The organism is Parafrankia sp. EAN1pec (assembly GCF_000018005.1).
Lineage (GTDB): Bacteria > Actinomycetota > Actinomycetes > Frankiales > Frankiaceae > Parafrankia > Parafrankia soli.
Genome location: NC_009921.1, coordinates 4438314 through 4459160 on the forward strand (window position 1 = coordinate 4438314; position 20847 = coordinate 4459160).

Consider the following 20847-nt stretch of genomic DNA (forward strand, 5'->3'; position numbering starts at 1 on the left):
GGTCACCCGGGGACCGTCTCCCGGGCCGTCGCCGGCACCTCGTCGGGCGCGTCAGTGGGCGCGTCGGCGACCGGTCGCCAGGTGCCGTCCGTGTCGGCCCAGCCGTGGCCCCGGTCGTAGGCGGCGTTGAGCTCGGCGGTCAGGCGTGAGCCCCGCTCGGGCAGGGCCAGCCCGTGGTCTTCGGCGTGTTCCCTCAGCCACGCGCGGACGTCGGTCGCGGACGCCGTCTGGTGCGGGCGGCGTGGCCGGGAGCGGGACGGCGCCGGGCGTTTCGGAGCGCTCTCCGGCGCCGGTGGCGCAATAGCGTCGTTCTTCTCCACGTCCGTCCACGCCGTGTCTATCTTGGCCGTTCGGGCGATGGCCACCGTCTCGCCGTACTCCGCGTACTCGCCGAGCACGGACGCTATTTCGTCGCGGCATTCGTCGCACACGTCGAGCCGCACCAGCCTGCCGTCGTAGGCGAGCACCGCGGTCCTGGTGGCAGCGATCCTCTCCGTACCGTGGTTCCCGACGTTGTCGCACCAGACGTTGATGAGCGATATTACTTCGCGTGCCATCAGAAAGACCCCTCTTCGTGTTCGGACGCCCATCGTCCGGGTGTTTCCGGACACCAGCCTAGTGGCAATGCCGTGAAGCTTAATTCGATCTTGAATGGTTGATGTTCGCTGTTCGTGGTTGGCGGGTTGGTACGGCGTGGCGGCGTGGCCTCGGTGCCGCTGGGTGGTTTGGTCACGGTTCGTGGCTTCGATGGTGACCCCGGACCAGGTGTCGGTCGGGGTGCTGGTGACGGCGGTGCCGCGTGACGCGGTCGACGAGGCCGTCGCGGCCTGTGGGGTGGGTGCGCGGCGGGCGGGCGGGAAGCTCCCACCGCATGTGACGGCGTACCTGACGTTGGCGATGTCCCTGTTTCCGGACGACGACTACGCCGAGGTCGCCCAGAAGGTGACCGGGTCGCTGGACCGGTTCGGCTGCTGGGACGCGGCGTGGGCGCCGCCGAGCGCGAGCGGGATCACCCAGGCGCGTAAGCGGCTGGGCCGGATGGTGATGGCCGAGGTGTTCGAGCGGGTCGCGGGCCAGGTCGCGACACTGTCGACGCGTGGCGCGTGGCTGCGGGGCCGGTTGTTGCTCGCGATCGACGGGTTTGACGTCGACGTGCCCGACACCGAGGAGAACGCGGCCGAGTTCGGCTACGCCGGCACCGGGGAGAAGCGGTCGGCGTTCCCGAAGATCCGGGTCGTCGCGTTGGCGGAGTGCGGGACGCACGCGTTCCGGGCCGCCGAGGTCGGTGGCTGGGCGGCTGGGGAGAGGACGCTGGCCCGCGGGCTGCTGATGCGGCTGAACCGCGACGAGGTGCTGACCGCCGACCGTGGGTTCTACTCGTTCGACAACTGGGCGCTGGCCGCGGGCACCGGCGCCGACCTGATCTGGCGGGCCCCGACCGGGCTGAACCTGCCGGTCGTGCGGGTCCTGTCCGATGGCACGTTCCTCACCGTCCTGATCAACCCGGAGATCACGGGAGGTCGGCGCCGCGAGCGGCTGCTCGCCGCCGCGAAGGCCGGCGACGAGCTTGATCCGGACGAGGCGCACCTGGCCCGGGTCGTCGAGTACGACATCCCCGACCGGGCCGGTAACGGTACCGGCGAACTGGTCGTCGTGCTGACCACGATCCTCGACCCGCGTCAGGCCCGTGCCGACGAGGTCGCCGCCGGATACAACGAGCGCTGGGAGGAGGAAACCGCGAACGACCAGCTCAAGACCCATCTACGCGGCCCCGGGAGAGTCCTGCGCTCCCGGCTGCCGGACCTGGCGGTCCAGGAGATGTGGGCCTGGCTGATCGTCCAGTACGCGCTCACCGCCCTGATCGCCGGCGCCGCGGAGGCCGCCGAGATCGACCCCGACCGGGTCGGTTTCGCCCGGACACTGCGCCTGGTCCGCCGTTCCGCCACCGGAACGGCGGACATTTCCCCCTGAGGACTGGAACGCCCGGCTACCCAGGTTCCACACCGAGATCACCCGCGGGCTCAACCCGCCACGACGCCACCGCACCTGCCCCCGGGTCGTCAAACGGGCCCGGCACAACAGCTACCGCGTCAAGAGACCCGACGAACCCGCCTCGGTCCGCCACCCGGGCCCCGCCACGATCCGGCTCCACCCACTCGCCCCGCGCGCGGCCTGACCAGATCCCGGAAAGATCAAACTAAGCTTCACGGCATTGAGCCTAGTGGGGTCGAAGAAGGGTGGCAAATGGAGTATGGATCGTACTGTTCGCATGTCGGTCAAACCGATAGGCGGCGCCGCGGAATACCGTTGGCCGTCGCCGCCGGGTAGGGCCGCGGCGTGGGGGGTTCTGTCAGTGCCTGGTCGGGCAGGGACTCCCACCCGCACGTGCCAGCCTGTTCCCTGGAACCGCGCGCCGTGCAGGCGCGCGACGTGGTGCGCCCGTCCTCGCGGGCGGGCCACGGGCCAGCCCCGCCGGGGCGGCCACCCCCTCGACAAGCACCTCGGAAGAGACCCATGCGAGCGACATACATGTACGGCGCCGGCGACGTGCGGATCACCGACGTCGGCGACCCGGTGCTGGAGCAGCCGACCGACGCGCTGGTGCGCGTCGTGCTGGCGTGTATCTGCGGCAGCGACCTGCACCCATATCACAGCCTGGCGGCAACCCCGGCGGGCGTCCCGATGGGCCACGAGTTCATCGGCGTCGTCGAGGAGGTCGGCGGCGAGGTGTCGACGCTGCGCGCCGGCGACCTCGTCATCGCCCCGTTCGCCTGGTCGGACGGCACCTGCGAGTTCTGCCGCGAGGGCCTGCACACCTCGTGCCGTACCGGCGGGTTCTTCGCGGCCGGCGGCGTCGGCGGCGGCCAGGCCGAGGCGATACGCGTCCCACAGGCCGACGGCACCCTGGTGAAGGTCCCGGTGCCCGAGGACTCCGCCATTCTGCCCTCCCTGCTGACCCTCTCGGACGTGTTCGGAACCGGCTACCACGCCGCCGTCCGGGCCGGCGTGAACCCGCGCACCACGGTCACCGTCATCGGCGACGGCGCGGTCGGGCTGATGGCGGTGCTCTCGGCCCGGCGGCTCGGCGCGGAGCAGATCATCCTGATGGGGCGACACAAGGCCCGCACCGACCTCGGCCTCGAGTTCGGCGCGACGGACGTCGTCGCCGAGCGCGGCGAGGAGGGCGTCGCCCGGGTGCGGGAGCTCACCGGCGGCGACGGCAGCCACGCGGTGCTCGAGGCCGTCGGCTACCGGGCCGCCTACGACCAGGCCCTCGGTGTGGTCCGGCCGGGTGGCGTGATCAGCCGGGTCGGCGTGCCCCAGTACGCCGACGCGCCGATCGGCTTCCCCAGCCTCTTCGGCCGCAACATCACCCTCACCGGGGGCCCGGCGCCTGTCCGGGCCTACATCGAGACGCTGCTCCCCGCCGTCCTCGACGGGGAGGTCGAGCCCGGCAAGGTCTTCGACCGCACAGTCTCCCTCGAGGACGTCCCCGCCGGCTACCGCGCGATGGACGACCGCAAGGCCCTCAAGGTGCTCGTCCGCCCGTAGCGGCCGCCCGGGGCCGGCCGCACGCCACCGGGGGGTTCAGGCCTCGCCGGTGGCGTGGCCCGCCTCGGCGTGGCCGGTCTCGGCGACGGTGGCCGCCCAGCTCGCGAGCAGCCGGAGCGAGTCGCTCGTCGGCGACCCGGGCTCGGCACTGTAGATGATCATGGTGAGTCCCGGGTCGCCGGGGAACTCCATGGCCTCGAAGGCCAGGTCCAGGTCACCGACCACGGGATGGCACAGCCGCTTCGCGCCGGTGCGGTGGAAGCGCACGTCGTGCGCCGCCCACCGGGTGCGGAACGTCTCGCTGCGGGTCGAGAGCTCACCGATCAGGTCACTGAGGGCCCGGTCGTAGGGGGAGCGGCCGGCCTCGGCCCGCAGGATCGCCACGATGTCGTTGGCCGCGCGTTCCCAGTCGGTGAAGAACTCCCTCGCGCGCGGGTTGAGGAAGGCGAAGCGGGCACTGTTCGCGGGCCGCACCGGATCGGCCAGCATCTCCGAGTAGAGCGCCTGGCCGAGCGGGTTGGCGGCGAGGAGATCCATCCGGCCGTTGCGCACCCAGGCCGGCGCCGCGGTGACGGCGTCCAGGATGCGCTGGATGCCCGGCCGGACCCGCTGGGGGCTGCGGCGGCGGGCGCCCGGCGCGGCGTTCGCGGCCCGCGCCAGGTCGAACAGGTGCGCCCGCTCGGCCTCGTCGAGCTGCAGGGCACGGGCGATCGCGTCCAGCACGCCGTCGGAGGCGCCGGGCAGGCTGCCGCGCTCCAGACGGGTGTAGTAGTCCACGCTCACGCCGGCGAGGAGCGCGACCTCCTCCCGGCGCAGGCCCGGCACCCGCCGGTGCCCGCCGTAGCTCGGCAGTCCCGCCTGCCCCGGCGTGAGCCTCGCCCGCCGCGAGGCCAGGAACTCACGGATCTGCTCCCGGTTATCCACCCCGCCCACGGTAGGCGGGGCGCCGCGGGTCAGGGAGGCCCTGCCGGTACCCGGGTCACCGGGTGGACCCGGCCGGGCGCGGTCACGGCCGCGTCAGGCGCACGCCACCCGGTCGCTGCGGCGGCTGTCGACGCCGCTACCCTCCACCGCGCTGGTGCACTGGGTGAAGATGACCAGCACCAGCTCGGGGGTCCGGGTGCCGCCCGCGAGGATTTCCACGCTCTGACTCCGCCCGGTGAAGGTGAGTTTCGTCCTCCCGTCGGAACCGCCCTCCTGGAAGAACTTGTAACCGGCGCCCGGCAGCGCCTGCCGGTAAAAGGCGAGGGTCGCGGCCGGGGTGACGCCGGCGAGGTTAAGGGTCGCGTCGGTCGGCTTGCTGTCGGACACGGTCACCGTCGCCCCCGGGGGGAACGGGAAATCCGCGGGAATGATGCCGGTACGCGGATCGGCGGAGGCCGACGCGGTGGACGCGGCGGCCGCGACCGTGACCGCCGGGGCCGGTGTCGCCGAACCCCCGGTCAGGTTGTCCGGGACGTCGGTCGCCCAGGTGTGCGGCACCTCGCTGGCACTGGACGCGCCTGCCGTGGCCGAGCCGTCGTCCGCGCCGCCCCCGCCGCACGCGGTGAGCAGCAGCGCCAGCCCCACTCCGGCGCAGGCCATCGCGCTCCGCAGGCGCAGCTTTCCGATCCGCATTGATCCCCCGTTTCAAGACCGTATGATCAGTACACGGTCTTGTCAGCTCGCCATCCGGCCCGCAATTCATCCGAGACGTCATCCCCGACGCCGCTCGTGGAAATACGCGTACTCCGGCCGAAGTAGCGCGCCAGAATGTCCGGATGACAGCGGGGATCCTAGGATACGGGCTTGCGGGCCGGCAACCGAGCGCGCGTCGCTCAGGTCCGTGCGACCTCCCGCACATCGTCGTCCCGGGAGCCGGCCTGGCGGGTGGCGCCGCGCTGGCCGGGGACGGCGTCGATCAGCTCCCGGGTGTACTCGCTGCGCGGCGAGCCGAATACCGCGGCGACGGAGCCGGACTCGACCTGCCGGCCGCGGTTGAGTACCGACACCGTGTGCGAGATCCGCGCGACGACGGCCAGATCGTGCGAGACGAACAGGTAGCTGAGGCCGAGGCGCTCCTGCAGGTCGGTCAGCAGCGCGAGGATCTGTTCCTGCACGGAGACGTCGAGCGCCGACACGGGCTCGTCGAGCAGCACCAGCTCGGGGGAGAGGGCGAGCGCGCGGGCGATGGCGACGCGCTGGCGCTGGCCGCCGGACAGCTCCGCCGGCAGCCGGTCGAGGTAGGAGCCGGGCAGCGCCACCTGGTCGAGCAGCTCCAGCGCGCGGGCCGTGCGGGTGCGGCGGTCGCCGATCCGGAACGACACCAGCGGCTCGGTGATGCTCTGCCCGACGGTGAAGCGCGGGTCGAGCGAGGCGTACGGGTTCTGGTGGACGAGCTGGACCTTGCGGCGCAGCAGCCGGGTCTGCTTCCAGCCCAGGCCGGTGATGTCGACGCCGTCGAGGCTGACCCGTCCGTCGGTCGCCTGCTCGAAGCCGAACGCGATGCGCAGCATCGTGGTCTTGCCGGAGCCGGACTCGCCGACGAGCGCGTGCGTGCGCCCGCGGGCCACCTCGACCGACACCCCGTCCAGGGCGAGGAACGAGCCGGCCTGCCGGCCCGGCAGTGGGTAGCGCTTGGAGACGTTCTCCAGCCGGATCACCGGGTCCGGGGTGGCCACCTGCTCGGGTGGAAGCTGGAAGCGGGGCACGATCTGGCCGCCGTGGGCCAGACCGGGCGCGGCCGCGATGAGTCGCCGGGTGTAGTCCTGCGCCGGGCTCACCAGGATGTCGCCCGGTGGGCCCTGCTCGACGATCTCCCCGTCCTGCAGGACGACCACGCGATCACCGCGGTCGGCCGCGACGGCGAGGTCGTGCGTGATGATCAGCAGCGAGATCCCGGACTCGCGGACGAGCCCTTCGAGGTGGTCGAGGATCCTGCGCTGCACCGTCACGTCGAGGGCGCTGGTCGGCTCGTCGGCGATGATCAGACGGGGCCGGCCGGCCAGGGCGATCCCGATGAGCACGCGCTGGCGCAGGCCACCGGACAGTTCGTGCGGGTACTGGCGGGCGCGCAGCTGCGGGTTGTCGACGCCGGCCTGCGCGAGGAACTCGAGCACCTCGGCGTCGAGATCGTCGCCGCTCACCCCGCGCAGCCGGATCGCCTCGGCGACCTGCCCGCCGATGCGGCGCGTGGGGTTGAGCCCGACCATCGGGTCCTGCGGCACCAGCCCGACGACCCGGCCGCGCAGCTCACGCAGGACCTTCTCTCTGGCCCCGACGATCTCGACCGGCCGCTGGCCGCGCTCGTCGAGGTCCAGACGGTCGTCGAGCGCCGGGCCGTCGACATCGTCGGGGCTCGGGCCGGTGTGGAGGAGGACGCTGCCGGCGGTGACGCGGGCGTTGTCGGGCAGCAGGCCGATGATCGTGTTCGCGATCGTGGACTTGCCCGAGCCCGACTCGCCGACGAGGGCGACGATCTCCCCGGACCCGATCGACAGGTCCACGCCGCGCACGGCGGGCGCCGTCCGGCGGCGGCGGACATAGCCGACGTGGAGATCCCGGATCGTCACCAGTGGGCTGACCAGCGGGCTTGTCGGCGGGCTCGTCAGTTGGCTCGTTCCGGCCGTCATCGCTCGAGCTCCTGGAGGGTCTTCGAGATGTGGTTGAGGCTCAGCACCGTCATGGCGACGAACAGCCCGGGGAGCAGCGAGACCCACGGAGCGGTGATGAGGTAGTTGCGGCCGGCGGAGATGAGGGTGCCCCACTCGGCGGTCGGCGGCGCCGCGCCGAAGCCCAGGAAGCTCAGCGACGCGATCGCGATGATCGCGACGCCCGTGTCCAGCACGGCGAGCACGGCGACCGGGCCCCACGAGTTCGGCAGCACGTGGCGCAGCAGCACCCGCAGCCAGGACGCCCCCCCGCCACGCGCCGCCTCGACGTAGGGCAGGGTCTTCACCCGCAGCACCTCGGCGCGGGTGGTCCGGGCGAATCCCGGCACGATGCCGACGCCGACGGCGACGGCGACCGGCACCGTGCCGAAACCCAGGGCCGTGACGATGGACAGCGCCATCAGCAGGCTCGGGATGGCCAGCAGCACGTCCACGCCCCGCATGAGCAGCGCGTCGACGAGACCACCGAAGAAGCCGGCGATCACGCCGAGCGCGAGTCCGGCCACGATCGCGATCCCGAGCGCGATCAGGGTGGCTTTGATCGTCAGTGCCGAGCCGTGCAGCATGCGGGACCACAGGTCGCGGCCGAGCTCGTCGGTGCCGAACAGGTGGCCGGCACCCGGGCCGACCAGCCGGTCGGCCGGCGCGGTCGCGTAGGGATCGTGCGAGGTGAACAGGCCCGGCGCGAACGCCGTCACCACCACGAAGGCGATGAACAGCACCGCGATCACGAATCCCGGCCTGGAACCGAGGGTCCGCAGACTCGCGGCGAGGTTGGCTCGCCGTCCGCCGGGCTGGGACTCGTCGAGCAGCGCCTCGCCGGCGGCGCGGCCGGCTCCGGTGGTGACCGGATCCGCTCCGGTGGTGACCGGGCCGGTTCCGCGGGTGGCCGGGCCGGCTCCGGCGGCCGGGCTGGCGATGTGGGCAGCCGAGACGGTCACGATGAGGCCACCTTCCGCCGGCCCTGCACGATGCGGGGGTCCAGCAACGGATAGAGCAGATCGACCACGAGGTTGACGAAGACGAAGACGGCGGCCGCCAGCGAGACGATCGCGAGGACCACCGGAACGTCCTGCGCCAGCACCGCTTCCTGGGCGAGCTTGCCGAGGCCGTTGCGGGAGAACACCGTCTCGACGACGATCGCGCTGGTGACGGTCAGGCCGACCAGGACGCCGAGGATGGTCAGGGCGGGCAGCAGCGCGTTGCGGAAGCCGTGCCGCCACTGCACCGCCGCCCGGGAGAGGCCCTTCGCGCGCGCCGTCACGATGTAGGGCTGGCGGAGCGTGTCGTCGAAGCTGCGCATCAGCACCTGCGCGAGCATCGAGGCCGTCAGCAGCGAGATCGTGATGGACGGCATCACCAGCGACTTCCAGCCCTTGATGCCGGTGGCCGGCAGCCAGCCGAGGTTGAACGACAGCAGCTGGATCAGCAGCAGCGCGATGAAGAACTGGGGGAACGAGGCCCCGAACGAGGGCAGCCGGGTCAGGAACAGCCGGGCCGGCCGCCACCGCACGTAGGAGGCCAGGTAGGCCAGCGCCATCCCGGCCACGAGCGAGAGTGCGGCGGCGGTGATGCTCAGCGCGACCGTGGGGCCCAGCCGGTCGCCGATGAGGTCGGCGACCGGCTGCTGCTTGGAGATCGAGTCACCGAAGTCTCCGTGCAGGAAGCCCCACAGGTGGGAGAAGTACTGATTCAGGACCGGACGGTCCAGCCCGTACTGGGCCATCGCGGTGTTGAGCTGCTCAGGGGTGAGCTTGTCGGTCTCGATCCCCGCCGCTCCCAGTTGCAGGGCGACCGGATCGCTCGGCAGCAGGTAGAGGACCGCGAAGGTCACGGTGTAGGCCGCCCAGAGCACGACGAGCGCCTGGGCGAACCGACCGAGGACGTACCGAGTCATCAGAGTTCTCCTACTGCTGCTTCCACACGTCGTTGAGCTTCAGGAAGCTCTCCGACGTGAACGCGAAGCCGTGGACCTGGCTGCTGACCCCCGCGTACTGCACCCGCTCGAACTGCGGGAACGACACGCCCTCGTCGATGAGCAGGTTCTGCAGGTCGGTGTAGGCCTGCTTGGTCTGCGCCGGGTCGGTGGTCTGCGCCGCCTTGGCGAACAGCCCGGTGAGCTTCGCCAGGGTCTGCGGGGTCGTCGCGTTCGTCGCGAGCGCCTTGGAGTTGGCGTGGGCCGGGTCGAGGATGAACTGCAGCGCACCCGGGTCGGCCCGGGTGAAGTAGCTGCCGGCCAGGTCGTAGTCGCCGTTCTTGTACTTCGCGGGAAGCTCGGCCGTCGTCGTGGTGTCGAGCACGAGGTCGATGCCGACCTGCTTGAGCTGGTCCTGGATGAGCTCGGCACCGACGTTGAACGTGGTGGTCGGCGTCTTCAGCGTGAGCTTCTGGTTGTCCTTGTAGCGATAGCCGTCGGGGCCGAGCTTCCAGCCGGCCTGGTCGAGGAGCTTGCCCGCGCCCGCCGGGTCGTGGCGGAGCTTGTCGGCCTGCGACACGAAGTACGGCGTCGTCGAGTTGAAGGCGCCGGTGACGACCGGGTAGTCGTCTCCGAATACGGTCTTGGCGTAGGTCTCGAGGTCGAACGCCTTGTACAGCGCCTTGCGGACGTTGAGGTCCGCCAGCGGACGCCCCGCGCTCACGTTGGGGAAGAACACGGACGCCGGGCCCGGCAGCGGCCGGGACTCGACGACGTCACCCGACTTCTCGATCAGCTCGCGGTCCTCGACCGTGAAGGGGTTACGCGGCCAGGCGATGTCGACGGTGCCGCTGAGCAGGTTGCCGGTGCGGACGCTGTCCTCGGCGACGTAGCTGAACTCGACCGTGTCGAGGTGGGCCTCGCCGGTGTTCTCCGACAGCGCCGAGCCCCATGCGTAGCCCGGCCGCCGTTTGAGGGTGGTGAGCTCGTTGGGCTTGTAGCTCCCCAGCGTGAACGCCCCGGAGGCGACGTAGTCGCCGAGGCAGCGCTCCTTGGAGGTCTTCTTGTACGACGCCGGCGAGATGATCGCCAGGTTGGTCGTCGAGGTGGCCTGCAGGAACGAGGCGTTCGGCGTCGAGAAGAAGATCTTGACGGTGCTCGGGTCGACGACCTCGCTGTGGTCGTAGCCGAGGATGTAGCTGGCGCCGTAGGCCGTGCCTCCGCTCTCCTCCACGACGCTCTTGTCGCCGTCGAAGTTGGCCTTGACCGCCGCGGCGTCGAGCGGGGTGCCGTCGCTGAAGGTGACGCCGTCACGCAGGTGGAAGGTGTATTCCTTCCCGTCCGCGCTGATCTCCCACTTCTCGGCGAGCCAGGGCTTGATCTCGCCGGTCTTGGGGTCCTGGTCGGTCAGGGAGTCGGCGACGTTGCGGATCACCGTGCGGTGCTCGATCCAGTAGGTCTGGAACGGGTCGAGGCACGTGAACGTCGGGTTGTCGGGGAAGAAGGCGACCTTCAGAGTCCCACCGGCTACCGGCGTCCCCGCGGTGTCGCCGGCGGCACCGTCATCATCGCCGGAGGAGCCACACGCAGCCAGGCCCAGCGCGGCCGTGACGGCAAGGGCCATGGCGGCCAGGCCAGGCCGGTGCGAGTGAAGGCGTCGTTTCATCGTTTCGTTTCTTTTCTTTCTCTAGGGATGGGACCAGTCGTCATCGCCGACTCCTGGTCGAGCAGCCGGCGGCCGGCGGCAAGCAGGGCGGTGTCCTCCTGCGGCGGGTGGACCCGCACGCACAGGACGTCACGGAGGAGGCGCTCGAACGGCTGGTGCCGGGTGAGCGCCGGGTTGCCCAGCGCGGCGACCGCGGTGTTGACCGCGGCGATCGACGAGCGGGCGATCTGGATCTTCAGCAGCGACAGCTGCGGCAGGTGACCGGTGTCGCCGGCCTCGGCGCGCAGGAGCGCGCCGAACAGGAGGGTCTCGGCCTGGGCGATCTGCGCGTCGATCTCGCCCGCGACGGCCTGGATGCGTTCGGTCGTCGCGATCGGGCGGCCGAGGGCGGTGGGCACCCGCTCGCGGGCAAATCGCACGAAGGCACTGCGGGCGGCCCGGGCGACGCCGACGTAGAGCGCCGGGTGGCCGAAGCTGCCGATGCCCGCCGCCGCGGCGGGGTCCCGGTACACGCCGTCGGGACCGCGCGGGATCTCGACGAACGCCTCGAACGGCAGCCGGACGTCCTCGTAGACGACGTCATGGGTGTTGGACGCCCGCAGGCCGAGGTGGTCCCACGTGTCGACCCAGGTGATGCCGGGCTGTTCGGCCGGAACGATCACGTGGCCGACGCGGGGATGCGCGCGGTCGCCGGAAGGCTCGTCGGCGACCGCCCACACGACGTGGTAGGCGAGCGCGGTGCCGCCGGTGGCGTACGCCTTGTGGCCGTTGAGCGCCCAGCCGTCGGCGGTGCGGGTCGCCGTCGTCTTCGGCAGGCCGCCGCGGGCCGGGGCGCCGAGCTCGGGCTCGGCGCGGACGGCGTTGGCGAGCGTCGGCCCCTCGGCGCTGCGCCGCAGGAAGTCGGCGTAGTACGCCTCGGGCCAGTGGCCGGCGGCCGCCTGCGCCTGGTGGGTGCCGAGGTTGTTGGCGGCGAGCAGTGCGACGGACGCGTCGCCCTCGCCGAGGGCGACGAGAATGCGGGCGGTGTCCACGAGCCCGAGGCCGGGTCCGCCGTACTGCGTGCCCACGGTCGCGGTCAGCAGCCCGGCGCGGTGCGCGGCCTCCAGGCCCCTGACCGGGATCTCGCCCGTGCGGTCGTACGCGGGCGCGACCGCGGCGATCTCGTCCGTGACGGCCGCCAGCGCCTCCGGAGACAGATCGGGCCGGACCAGATCGCGCCGGACCAGCTCGGGCGTGTGCACCGCCGTCGTCATCGCAGGCCGGCCAGTGTGGCGGGGTCGAAACCGGGGGTGAGGGCGCCGGGGTGGGCGTCCTGCAGAGTGCCGCGCTGCCCGGTGGCGGCGCGGTGCGCCAGCTCCTGGCGGACGAGGGGAAGGATGTGCTGGCCGTAGTCGACGGCGTCGGCGAGGGTGTCGTAGCCCCGGATCGAGACCAGGCTGGCGCCCTGGTCGACGTAGTCGAGGATGGCGGCCGCGACGGTCTCCGGGCTCCCGACGAGGGCGGTGGAGGCGCCGGCCGCGTTGGTCGCGGCCGCGGTGCGGGTCCACAGCGCGCGGTCGTAGATCTCGGCCCGCTGGGCGAAGTCCAGGGCGCGCTGCGAGCCGACGTTCTGCGGGGTGCCGGTCAGGAAGCGGGCCGGAGGACCGCCGGCGCTGTACGTCTTCTCGAGCTTCGTGACGTAGTCGAAGGCCTTGCGCCAGGCGAGGTCGTCCGTCTTGGCGATGATCGGCCGGAAGGTCACCCAGATGCGCGGCCGGTCGGTGCGCCCGGCCGCGGCGGCGATCCCGTTGACCCGGTCGATCTCCGAACGCAGGTCCGCCAGCGGCTCGCCCCAGAAGCTGAAGATGTCCGCCTTGGCGCCGCCGACCTGGAAGGCGGCGTCGGACTGGCCGCCGATCGAGATCGGGATCGTGTCGCCGTACGGCCGGAAGCCGGGGCCGAAGTCGTCGAACTTGAAGAACTCGCCCTCGTGGCTGAACGGGCCGGTCTCCGACCAGGACCTGCGGAGCAGGTCGATGTACTCCGAGGTACGCGCGTAGCGGCGGTCCTTCGGCAGGTAGTCGCCGTGGCGGGCCTGCTCGGCGTCGTTGCCGCCGGAGATGAGGTGGACGACGGCGCGACCCTCGGTGAGCTGGTCGAGGGTCGCGAGCTTCTGCGCCCCCACCTGCGGGATCGTGGTGTTCGGCCGCAGCGCGACGATCGGGCGGAGGCGCTCGGTGAGCTGGCCGACGGCAGAGGCGACGACGAACGAGTCGGCGCTGTTGGAGCCATAGGGGAGCAGGGTGTAGTCGTAGCCCGACTCCTCGAGCGAGCGGACGTACTTGCGGAAGTACGGCAGGTCGATGCCCCGGCTCGGCACGGGATTCAGCTCGGTCGACGGGTTGAGATGCGACAAGCTGATGAACTCGACCTGCGGGGACGCGGTCGCGGGGATGTCCGTCGGACTGGTCATGCCGGGGTCCTTTCCGTGCTGCTTCACGTGCTCGGGCGGTTCCGGTGCGTGACGGAGCCGGCGCGCACCGGAACCGATCCAGTGCGGTGCGGCGCGGGACGGAGCGGTTCCGGTCCGGGTCGGTCCGGCGGCGGGCGTCGGGGGCGGTTGGGAGGCGCGGGAAGGCTGCCGGCAGCCGCGCATTCGGGAAGCGGGCCTGCCGGCGGCCGCGTGGACGGGGGCCCCGGCAGGCCGGTGCCCTGGTGCCGGGTACGCCGATGTCCGATCCCGGAGATCACCGTCCTGTGCCTGACAGCGGATCGGCGGGGTCGCGCCCGTGGGCGGGAGCAAACCCGCCCACGTCGCGGCTACGGCGCGGGTACGGCTTCGGTCAGGAGCGGCCGGTCAGGCGCGGATGGACGGGCGGGCGGGCGGCACCGGTGTCGCGGTGGCGGCCCGGCCAGTGCGACCCGTCGGACGCCCTGGCGTGTCGTGGCCGGCCGTCGCGGGCCGCTCAGCGGGGGCGACAGCAGGCGGTGGTGAGGAGACCGAAATCGACGAACCGCCGACGGGTCAGCACCGGCCGGGCGGCTGGCACGCGTGCCGCGTACCGGAGCGCCGCGGCGCGGCGCGGCGCGCGCGGCCCGTGCGCACTCCCAAGCAGGCTCCCCGACATGTCCATCAGAATGGTGGAGAATAGGCATGCTGTCCAGCATCAAACCGCGATCGAACTGATCGGGATACGTGATAGATCACCTGCGACGCTGCAGGTGGTAGGGCCCGGCCGGATTCGGCCTGGAGGCCGGCGGAAGTGTTCGGGACACTCGCGGCATGGCGACACGTCACCCCGCGCGGCGACCACCTCCGGTGTCCATCGCCGTCCTCGGCAGCGCGAACATGGACCTGGTGGTCCGTCAGCCGCGCCTGCCCCGCCCCGGCGAGACGCTGTTCGGCTCCTCGTTCACGGCCGTCCCCGGGGGGAAGGGCCTCAACCAGGCCGTCACGGCGCTGGACGACGCTACCCGCGACCTGATCGCACGGTCCGGCCTTCTCGTCACGGCTGCGCCGTCCACTCGGCACCGCAGGCCGTGCAGGTCTGGACCATGGTGCGGCTGAGCGAGCCGGCCCGGCGGGTGACGAGCGCGTCCGCCGGGTGCGGGCACGGCTCGGCGGGGGCCGCGCCAGGGCCGGCGGGGGTCGCGTCCGGCGTCGAGCCCGGGGCCTTGCGCGCCCGCCGCTGGAGGGCGGTGAGGGCCTGCCGCCAGGCGGTCACGGGGTGGCCTCCGGCACGAACCGCCACCGCTCGCGGCAACCGCCGGGCGTCGCCGGCCACCCGTCGGGCGTGAGTCGCACCATGGTTATGAGGCACACAAGGGCCGCAGGCCGCGCCAGGGCCAAAGGACAGTTCATCACCTCACCAACGTCCCACATGGGTAACACCGGGCCGGAACGCAGCGCCGAAGCCATACAGTAGCCTTTCGGTCACTCCTCGGGTGCTACGCCAGGCCGCCGAGGGCTTCGCCTGCTCGCGACGCCGCGCGGGCGGGTGTCAGGCCTTGGCATCGGACCACCGCCGCACGACCGCGATGTCGACGACGAAACGGACCCCGCTGCCGGCGGCCCAGTATCCGACGGTGGCGTCCAGCGCCCGGCGGGTCGCCTCCGCCGCCGCCTCCGCCCGCGGGGCCGGCACATGCAGCAGCAGCTCGTCGTGCAGGCAGAGGACGATCGCGCCGCCGAGCGGGGCGATCGCCTGGCGTACCGTCACGGCCCACGCCTTGAACAGCTCGGCGGCCGCGCCCTGCACGACGGCGTTGCGCGCGAACCGGCCCCAGGTCATACCCACCCTGTTCTCGTCGGCGCCGTCGTCCACCGCGGCGAACCGCAGCGGGACCCGCCGCCCGCCGAACGTCCGCAGCCGCGCCTGTGGGTCTGTGACCGGTGGGTTCGGCGGTGGCCGGCCCAGAGCGGCGGCCCGGCCCGTGGCGTCGGCGGCGTCCAGGTACGCCAGCGCGACCGGGTAGGTCTCGCGCATCTGCCGCAGGGCCTGGCCGGCGACGCCGGTCGTCTGCCCGTACATCGCAGCGAGCACCGCGACCTTCGCCGTCGGCCGGTCGACGCCGAGGCTGGCCGCGACCGGGGCGTAGAGGTCGTCCTGCCGGGTAGCCCTGGTCAGCTCCGGGTCGCCGGAGACCACGGCCAGCACCCGCGGCTCGATCTGGCCGAGGTCGGCGCGGACGAACCGGTACCCCGGCTCGGCGATCACCACGACCCGCAGGTCGGCCGGCAGGTTGTGCAGGCCGGCGGCCGCGGTCATCCGGCCGGCGGCGCCGTCGCTGCCGCGCCACTCGCCCCGTAGCCGGCCGTCGGCGCCGACATGGGTGTCGAGCCACCGGTACCCGTAGGTCGTCGCGATCCGCTCGGCCTTGCGCCAGGCGAGCAGCGCCTCGACGACAGGGTGGACACCGCGCAGCGCGCTCAGCCGGCCCGACCGGGTGTCCGGCACGTCGATGCCCACCGCGGCGAGCGCGGACCGGACCGCCACCGGGTTGCGCAGGTCGACCGACGTGCCGAGGTGGCGCAGGACGGGGGCGTCCCGGGCCTGCCGGGCAGCCGCGCCCGCGGCGTCGCCGTCGGGCCTCGGCCCGACAGCGGCGGCGATCGTCGCCTCGGCGGTCGGCCGGTCCACCGGCAGGCCGTCCCGCCGCAGTTCGCGGGCGAGGAGCTCGGCGCCGGACTCGGCCCGCGCGGTCAGGACGGCCAGCGGGAGCCCGGCCGGCCGCGCCCGCGGGTCGGGCAGTGCGCGCAGCGCCTCGTCCTGAGCAGCCGTGACGGTGAGGGCCAGCTGGGCGAGCCGGGTGGCCCGGGCCAGCTGGGCACCCGTCCCGCCCGGGCCCGCGCCGCGCAGCGTCTCCTCGGCCCAGCCCGGTCGGAGCTGGCCGTCCGGGCCGATCGGATCGTCGGCCTCGCCGTCACCCGGGCCGCCCGGGTGATCGACCAGGGCGAGCAGGTCGAGCTGGCCGTCGGCGCGGGGCCGGGGCGGTGGCGGCGGGAGCGGCAGTCCGCGTGCGCCGGCCCAGACCGCCGCCGGATCATCCCGGTGCCCCCCGTACAGGACGCGGTGCGCCGCCGCGAGATCCCAGCACACGGCGGGAATGGGACTGCGCCCGGGACCGGTGCCAGCGCCGGGGCCGGCGTGGGTGCCGGGGCCGGCGTAGGCGCCAGAGCCAGTGCGCGGTCCGGCGATCGTGCTGGCACCTGACCTGGTCAGCAGTGCCCCGGTGCTGTGCGCCGACCACCAGACCCACCGGGGGGCGAGGGCGCACTCCACTTCGGCCAGGACGGCGGCCGGGTCGGCGGGCTGGGCCCAGACGGCGCCGGCGCACGCCAGCGCCACCGCGACATCCGAGACCGGGACCACCGCCACCAGGCCGCCCCGGCCCACTCCGGCCGCCCGCAGCGCGGCCACGGCGCCGGCCCCAGCGCCAGCCGCGGCACCAGAGCCAGCTGCGGCACCAGAGCCGGCGCCCGCGGCGGCCGGCGTGCCGACGGGACGGGAAGTGGGGACCACGCGGTCATCCTCTCCCGCCGCACTGACAGAAATCCCGGGACGGGCCCGGGACGGGTGCGGGATCTACGCATGCCAGATTCCGGCGCGCACACCGCCTGCTCGACGACGCGGCCACCACGGCTCACGGTCGATCTTGGGGTTCCGCGGAACCGCGGAGCGCCAGCGTGAGCCCGCTGGACCTGCGGACCGACATCCCCCATTCGGCCCGGATGTACGGCAGTGGGCGGACGAGGACATCAGCGCCTACGCGCTGATCGCCCGCAAGCCCTAGGAACGGCCGCGGGGCACGCCGCGGCGCAGGCGGAACCGCGTTCGGGACTTTGTTTGCTCGCGGTTAACCGGTCCGCCGTAGTGTCATCCGGTGACCGCCTCGCAGGAAGTGCCTCAGTGGATAGAGCTCACCGGCGCGCACAACGTCCGGGATCTCGGAGGGTTACCCGCGGCCGGGGGCACCGTCCGCCCCGGTGTGCTGCTCCGAGGTGACAACCTCGACAGTCTGACCATCGAAGACATCGCGCTGCTGCGGGACAGGGTGGGCCTGCGCGGCGTCGTGGACCTGCGCGCCCCGTTCGAGAACCCGCGGGCCGCCGAGTGGTTCCCGCAGCTGGGCATCACCTGGATGCACGAGCCGCTGATGGACTTCACCGGGCTCAGCGACCCGAAGGCGCTGCGGGACCGGATCGGCGGCGACTACGCCCGGTTTTACGCGATCATGCTCGAGAACGCCGGCCCGGGGCTGGTCCGCATCCTGGACTTCCTCGTCTCCGGTGACCGCACCCCGGCGCTGGTGCACTGCGCCGCGGGCAAGGACCGCACCGGCATCACGACGGCCGTCCTGCTCGCCGCCGCCGGTGTCGAGCGCGACGCGATCGTCGCGGACTACCTTGCCACCGAACAGCGGATCGAGCGGGTTCGGGAGGCACTGAGCCGGCGGCCGGAGTACAGCCACCTGAGCGCGGGCCGATCGGCGCCGCGCGGCATCGGGACCGCGGTTCTCGTCGACCCGAAGGCCATCGCCAGCGTGCTCGACACGATCGACGCCGCCCCCGGCGGCCCGGCCGGGTACCTCGCCGCCAACGGTGCGACCGCCGAGCAGATCAGCCGCTGGCAGGAAATGATCATCGAGTCGCGCTGACCCTCAGGGCATCTCCATCGTCTGCGCCTGGCGGAGCTCGTCGAAGACGCGGGCCAGCTCGGCGTCGAGTGGGACGGCGAGTCGCTGGATCAGATGGCAGACCACCGCCGCGCAGGCGATCGGGAGCACCTCGGCGTCGATCGGCGGCGCGTCCGCCTCGTGCACCGACAGCACGCCGGTGAGCACGACGGCGACCGGGTAGGCGTCCAGCTCCGGCAGCCAGGCCGCCGCCGAGCGCAGGACGTCCCCCAACAGCGCGCGCAGGTCGGCCGCGTCGAGACCGTCGGGGAACGCCTGCTCGATCAGCCCCAGGGTCAGCCCGTGCAGGACGTCCCGGACCTGCAGCTCGTCGACGGCCCGCAGCCGGGTGCGTGCCTCGCGCAGCGCGTCCGCGTCCCGCGCGGCGACGGCCGTGACAGCCGCGGTCACCTCACGGCTGATCGCGCGACCGGACGGGGGGAGCCCGGCCGGCGTCATGCGCCCTCGGCGGGGGGATGGCTGGGCGGCGCCGTGACTCGCATGCCGCCATGGTGACCCACCATCCCGCCGGTCGGGCGCGGGGGCGGTCACCATGTTCGGGCCGAACGGGCCGAACGGGCCGAACGGGCCGAACGGGCCGAACTCCGAGATTCAGACGCGACGAGCCGACCACGCCACCAGCGGCCCCGGGCAGGTGGATCAGGTTCCGCCCTCGCCTCCAAGCAGCCGGCACGCACTACCGTCCTTGGACATTGAATCTCCTCCGTCCTAGTTTGCCCCGATTGCCGGAGTCCGGGCGATAACCCACTCGTAGCGCCTTCCCTGTGGACTGGGGTCGTGCCAGTCCACCACCCACTCGCCGGTGCTTGAACGCGTTGGACCGGAAGTCGTTCCGTACCCGTTCCGCTCGCTCACCCGAGGTTTGAACGTGGAATCCACGAACACGAAAGTGATCCGGAAGTCGACCATGGGGGATCTGCCGTCGGACGGCATCGTGTCGTGCCAGACGAGACGGTCGTGGCCAGTCTCGCGAAGCTCCCGCCACAGGCCGCGTGGACGGTACTGGAACCGCCATACGGTGGGCTTAGTCAACGTCGGAGTGAAGATCAACCATATCTGCAGGTACTCCCGGTTCCGCATCGGTCGAGGTCGGACAAGCACCGGGCCGTCGTCGCTCTCGTCCACGGTGCAGGTGAACTCGATGTCGCGGAGGTGGCCGGGCCGCCGCCAGTGGTAGGGCATGATCGGTCTGATGATCCGGTTCACGACCTGTGGGTTCGGTCTGACCCGCACCTCCTCCTGGACGCGGTCAGCCTCATCCGAGCAGCCAATTATGATCTTGACCTGGACGGACTCCTCGTTGGGTGCCGACTGTCGGGTGACCACGTCCTCGACATCCCGGATGAGCTGCTCCGCCGAGACGAGGTCGTTCTCGCGTGAGAGCCGGTAGTAGGTACCGAGCAGGTGGATCATGTAGATGGCGGCGATGCCGGCCACAACCCGAAGAACGACCTGCGCCGTGCCTGCGGTCCAGCCGCCCAGCGCACTCGCGCCCGTCCCGACCGTGAAAAGGAAGACGACGGCGTCCTGGAACCGGGCCCATGAGCCTCTCCGATCGTCCCTGCTCACTTGTCATACACCTCTTGCTCAAACAAGGTGACTTCATCAACACGACGAGACGCGGTCGATGTGCTCATGCCCAGCAACAGGTACATCCGGATCGCCGTCCAACCGGCACTGTCGGTGACCGACATTGAGTTGAGCTGGAGCGGTTCCGGTGCTGAAACTCCTGCTCACGGGAGTGGTAGGCGGTCGCTGGGGGATAGCGTTTCCCGGCCGGTTTTACTGACGGTAGTTGTTCTTGCACAATGGGAGTTTTCTGGGCAGTATTGACAGGTACCGCACGGTTGGAAACCGGGGCGTGCGGGTGGGGCGGTCGGGGGAGATGGCGATGACGAGGGCAGCGCAGATACCAGCAACCTCGAAGGGGGAGCCGGCCTCGACGCCTTCCCGCAGAGGTGGTGAGGGTGGCCAGGCGTCGTTCGCGGATGTCGAACCATTCACCTGCGGGTCCGAACACTCGAAGGGCGAGGAGCAAGCAGCTTCAAGGATTCCGTTCGGGGGGCGACTTCCGGCCGGAGCCTTTCTCTTCGCGGCCGCACTGGTCGGGGTTTTTCTCGTCGTGCTCGTAGTGACGCCACTCAACCGCTGAGTCGGCCGTCGACCTCAGTGGATCGCGGGGCATGAAACATGCTGGCGGCCTGTGGGAAGCCGAGTCGCCGATCCTGCATGTCCGCGATAAGTCCTTCCGGGACCACGACGTATGTCGGGGTTGACGTCGGACTCGAGGGGAAGTATGGCGGTCCTCTTCCCGGAACAAGGTAAAAGTGTCGGGCGGCGAGCCGGGCTCCTTGCCTGCACGCCCTCGCTGACGAGGCTCGCAGCGTCGCGTCGACCACGGATCGCACCATCCCACCCCCATACGGCCGTGCCCAGAATACCTATCTGGCCATCAACGGCAAGTGGCCGTGGACCGGACTGTTCGGATCCTCGGGGGTCGACCTCCCCGGGGTCAATCTAGGTCTGGACCAGCACCCCGTCGAATGCCGAACAATTTGTGACGGGCCGGTTTCGCATCGTGTGCGAGTTTGGGTGTGGCGAGAATTGAGTTTCGGGCCCGCGCCGACGTAGCCATGTTTGTAGCGAAGCAACATCGGCCGGGCCAGCCTGGGGCGCGTCCTGCTTCCGCGTGATGTCGTCGTGCGGTCCGAGGATGCGCACATGCTGGGCGTGCAGTCCTTTCCTGGTCCGCAGAAGGGCACGTCGGCCCTCGCCTGCGGAGTTCGTCGGCGTGGCGACAGCCGCGATGGCCGCTCGCCTCGCTGCTGATGGGACCGGCCGGCCGGGGTGAGTCCGACGGCGGCGATCCGGCCGGGTCGGGTGCCGCG

The 20847-nt window shown here is 71.9% G+C and carries 17 protein-coding genes and 1 pseudogene; 4 read left to right on the forward strand and 14 right to left on the reverse strand.

Annotated elements, in window-relative coordinates; all coding sequences use genetic code 11:
• Positions 1 to 2 precede the first annotated feature (2 nt).
• A complete protein-coding gene (locus FRANEAN1_RS18135) occupies positions 3 to 557 on the reverse strand; it encodes a hypothetical protein (protein ID WP_020461279.1) in 555 nt (184 codons plus the stop codon).
• Positions 558 to 747: 190 nt separating this feature from the next.
• Between FRANEAN1_RS18135 and FRANEAN1_RS18140 the strand changes: the two genes are divergently transcribed.
• Positions 748 to 1971 (forward strand): IS4 family transposase, encoded by a 1224-nt coding sequence (locus tag FRANEAN1_RS18140; protein WP_041253905.1) that lies wholly within the window; start codon positions 748 to 750, stop codon positions 1969 to 1971.
• A gap of 543 nt (positions 1972 to 2514) precedes the next feature.
• On the forward strand, positions 2515 to 3552 hold the full coding sequence (locus tag FRANEAN1_RS18145) for an alcohol dehydrogenase catalytic domain-containing protein (protein WP_020461280.1): 1038 nt from the start codon (positions 2515 to 2517) through the stop codon (positions 3550 to 3552).
• A gap of 36 nt (positions 3553 to 3588) precedes the next feature.
• On the opposite strand, the gene FRANEAN1_RS18150 is transcribed toward FRANEAN1_RS18145, so the two are convergent.
• From FRANEAN1_RS18150 to FRANEAN1_RS18185, 8 genes are all read right to left on the reverse strand, one after another.
• The gene (locus FRANEAN1_RS18150; protein ID WP_041256116.1) at positions 3589 to 4476 is read right to left on the reverse strand and encodes a helix-turn-helix domain-containing protein; all 888 of its coding nucleotides are present in this window, start codon (positions 4474 to 4476) and stop codon (positions 3589 to 3591) included.
• Between the two features lie 93 nt (positions 4477 to 4569).
• Positions 4570 to 5169, reverse strand: a complete 600-nt coding sequence (locus FRANEAN1_RS18155) for a hypothetical protein (protein ID WP_020461282.1) — start codon at positions 5167 to 5169, stop codon at positions 4570 to 4572.
• Positions 5170 to 5369: 200 nt separating this feature from the next.
• Positions 5370 to 7163, reverse strand: a complete 1794-nt coding sequence (locus FRANEAN1_RS18160; RefSeq protein ID WP_020461283.1) for an ABC transporter ATP-binding protein — start codon at positions 7161 to 7163, stop codon at positions 5370 to 5372.
• Positions 7160 to 8143: an ABC transporter permease gene (locus FRANEAN1_RS18165; protein ID WP_020461284.1), complete on the reverse strand. Its 984-nt coding sequence runs from the start codon at positions 8141 to 8143 to the stop codon at positions 7160 to 7162. The genes FRANEAN1_RS18160 and FRANEAN1_RS18165 overlap by 4 nt, the downstream gene beginning before the upstream one ends.
• Positions 8140 to 9099, reverse strand: a complete 960-nt coding sequence (locus FRANEAN1_RS18170; protein ID WP_020461285.1) for an ABC transporter permease — start codon at positions 9097 to 9099, stop codon at positions 8140 to 8142. The genes FRANEAN1_RS18165 and FRANEAN1_RS18170 overlap by 4 nt, the downstream gene beginning before the upstream one ends.
• 10 nt (positions 9100 to 9109) lie before the next feature.
• Entirely contained in the window at positions 9110 to 10783 is a 1674-nt protein-coding gene (locus tag FRANEAN1_RS18175) for an ABC transporter substrate-binding protein (RefSeq protein WP_020461286.1), read from the reverse strand.
• On the reverse strand, positions 10780 to 12036 hold the full coding sequence (locus FRANEAN1_RS18180; RefSeq protein ID WP_020461287.1) for an acyl-CoA dehydrogenase family protein: 1257 nt from the start codon (positions 12034 to 12036) through the stop codon (positions 10780 to 10782). Before FRANEAN1_RS18180 ends, FRANEAN1_RS18175 begins: the two co-directional genes overlap by 4 nt.
• On the reverse strand, positions 12033 to 13235 hold the full coding sequence (locus tag FRANEAN1_RS18185; protein WP_020461288.1) for an LLM class flavin-dependent oxidoreductase: 1203 nt from the start codon (positions 13233 to 13235) through the stop codon (positions 12033 to 12035). Before FRANEAN1_RS18185 ends, FRANEAN1_RS18180 begins: the two co-directional genes overlap by 4 nt.
• 810 nt (positions 13236 to 14045) lie before the next feature.
• Between FRANEAN1_RS18185 and FRANEAN1_RS43620 the strand changes: the two are divergent.
• Positions 14046 to 14222: pseudogene (locus FRANEAN1_RS43620) on the forward strand (PfkB family carbohydrate kinase); the annotation flags it as partial.
• A 46-nt stretch (positions 14223 to 14268) separates the two neighbouring features.
• Here FRANEAN1_RS43620 and FRANEAN1_RS42345 read toward each other — a convergent pair.
• Entirely contained in the window at positions 14269 to 14487 is a 219-nt protein-coding gene (locus FRANEAN1_RS42345) for a hypothetical protein (RefSeq protein WP_041254335.1), read from the reverse strand.
• Between the two features lie 276 nt (positions 14488 to 14763).
• A complete protein-coding gene (locus FRANEAN1_RS18195; protein ID WP_020461290.1) occupies positions 14764 to 16785 on the reverse strand; it encodes a DNA polymerase in 2022 nt (673 codons plus the stop codon).
• Positions 16786 to 17164: 379 nt separating this feature from the next.
• Here FRANEAN1_RS18195 and FRANEAN1_RS18200 point away from each other — a divergent pair, with 379 nt between their 5' ends.
• Positions 17165 to 17920 carry a tyrosine-protein phosphatase gene (locus FRANEAN1_RS18200; RefSeq protein WP_347177191.1) on the forward strand — a complete coding sequence of 252 codons (756 nt, stop codon included), beginning with the start codon at positions 17165 to 17167 and terminating at the stop codon, positions 17918 to 17920.
• Between the two features lie 3 nt (positions 17921 to 17923).
• Here the strand turns inward: FRANEAN1_RS18200 and FRANEAN1_RS18205 are convergent, their stop codons facing one another.
• From FRANEAN1_RS18205 to FRANEAN1_RS43625, 3 genes are all read right to left on the reverse strand, one after another.
• Positions 17924 to 18397: a hypothetical protein gene (locus FRANEAN1_RS18205; RefSeq protein WP_020461292.1), complete on the reverse strand. Its 474-nt coding sequence runs from the start codon at positions 18395 to 18397 to the stop codon at positions 17924 to 17926.
• A gap of 270 nt (positions 18398 to 18667) precedes the next feature.
• A complete protein-coding gene (locus FRANEAN1_RS18210; protein ID WP_347177192.1) occupies positions 18668 to 19396 on the reverse strand; it encodes a hypothetical protein in 729 nt (242 codons plus the stop codon).
• A 128-nt stretch (positions 19397 to 19524) separates the two neighbouring features.
• Positions 19525 to 19653, reverse strand: coding sequence for a hypothetical protein (locus FRANEAN1_RS43625; RefSeq protein WP_347177193.1), 129 nt, complete (start codon positions 19651 to 19653; stop codon positions 19525 to 19527).
• Positions 19654 to 20847 lie beyond the last annotated feature (1194 nt).

What these genes read in the sequence shown, in the direction of transcription:
- FRANEAN1_RS18145 (WP_020461280.1), top strand. Translation starts at nt 2,515, where the DNA reads ATGCGAGCGACATACATGTACGGCGCCGGCGACGTGCGGATCACCGAC.
- FRANEAN1_RS18205 (WP_020461292.1), bottom strand. Translation starts at nt 18,397, where the DNA reads ATGACGCCGGCCGGGCTCCCCCCGTCCGGTCGCGCGATCAGCCGTGAG.
- FRANEAN1_RS18155 (WP_020461282.1), bottom strand. Translation starts at nt 5,169, where the DNA reads ATGCGGATCGGAAAGCTGCGCCTGCGGAGCGCGATGGCCTGCGCCGGA.
- FRANEAN1_RS18180 (WP_020461287.1), bottom strand. Translation starts at nt 12,036, where the DNA reads ATGACGACGGCGGTGCACACGCCCGAGCTGGTCCGGCGCGATCTGGTC.
- FRANEAN1_RS18175 (WP_020461286.1), bottom strand. Translation starts at nt 10,783, where the DNA reads ATGAAACGACGCCTTCACTCGCACCGGCCTGGCCTGGCCGCCATGGCC.
- FRANEAN1_RS18170 (WP_020461285.1), bottom strand. Translation starts at nt 9,099, where the DNA reads ATGACTCGGTACGTCCTCGGTCGGTTCGCCCAGGCGCTCGTCGTGCTC.
- FRANEAN1_RS18135 (WP_020461279.1), bottom strand. Translation starts at nt 557, where the DNA reads ATGGCACGCGAAGTAATATCGCTCATCAACGTCTGGTGCGACAACGTC.
- FRANEAN1_RS18185 (WP_020461288.1), bottom strand. Translation starts at nt 13,235, where the DNA reads ATGACCAGTCCGACGGACATCCCCGCGACCGCGTCCCCGCAGGTCGAG.
- FRANEAN1_RS18160 (WP_020461283.1), bottom strand. Translation starts at nt 7,163, where the DNA reads ATGACGGCCGGAACGAGCCAACTGACGAGCCCGCCGACAAGCCCGCTG.
- FRANEAN1_RS18140 (WP_041253905.1), top strand. Translation starts at nt 748, where the DNA reads ATGGTGACCCCGGACCAGGTGTCGGTCGGGGTGCTGGTGACGGCGGTG.
- FRANEAN1_RS43625 (WP_347177193.1), bottom strand. Translation starts at nt 19,653, where the DNA reads ATGTCGGTCACCGACAGTGCCGGTTGGACGGCGATCCGGATGTACCTG.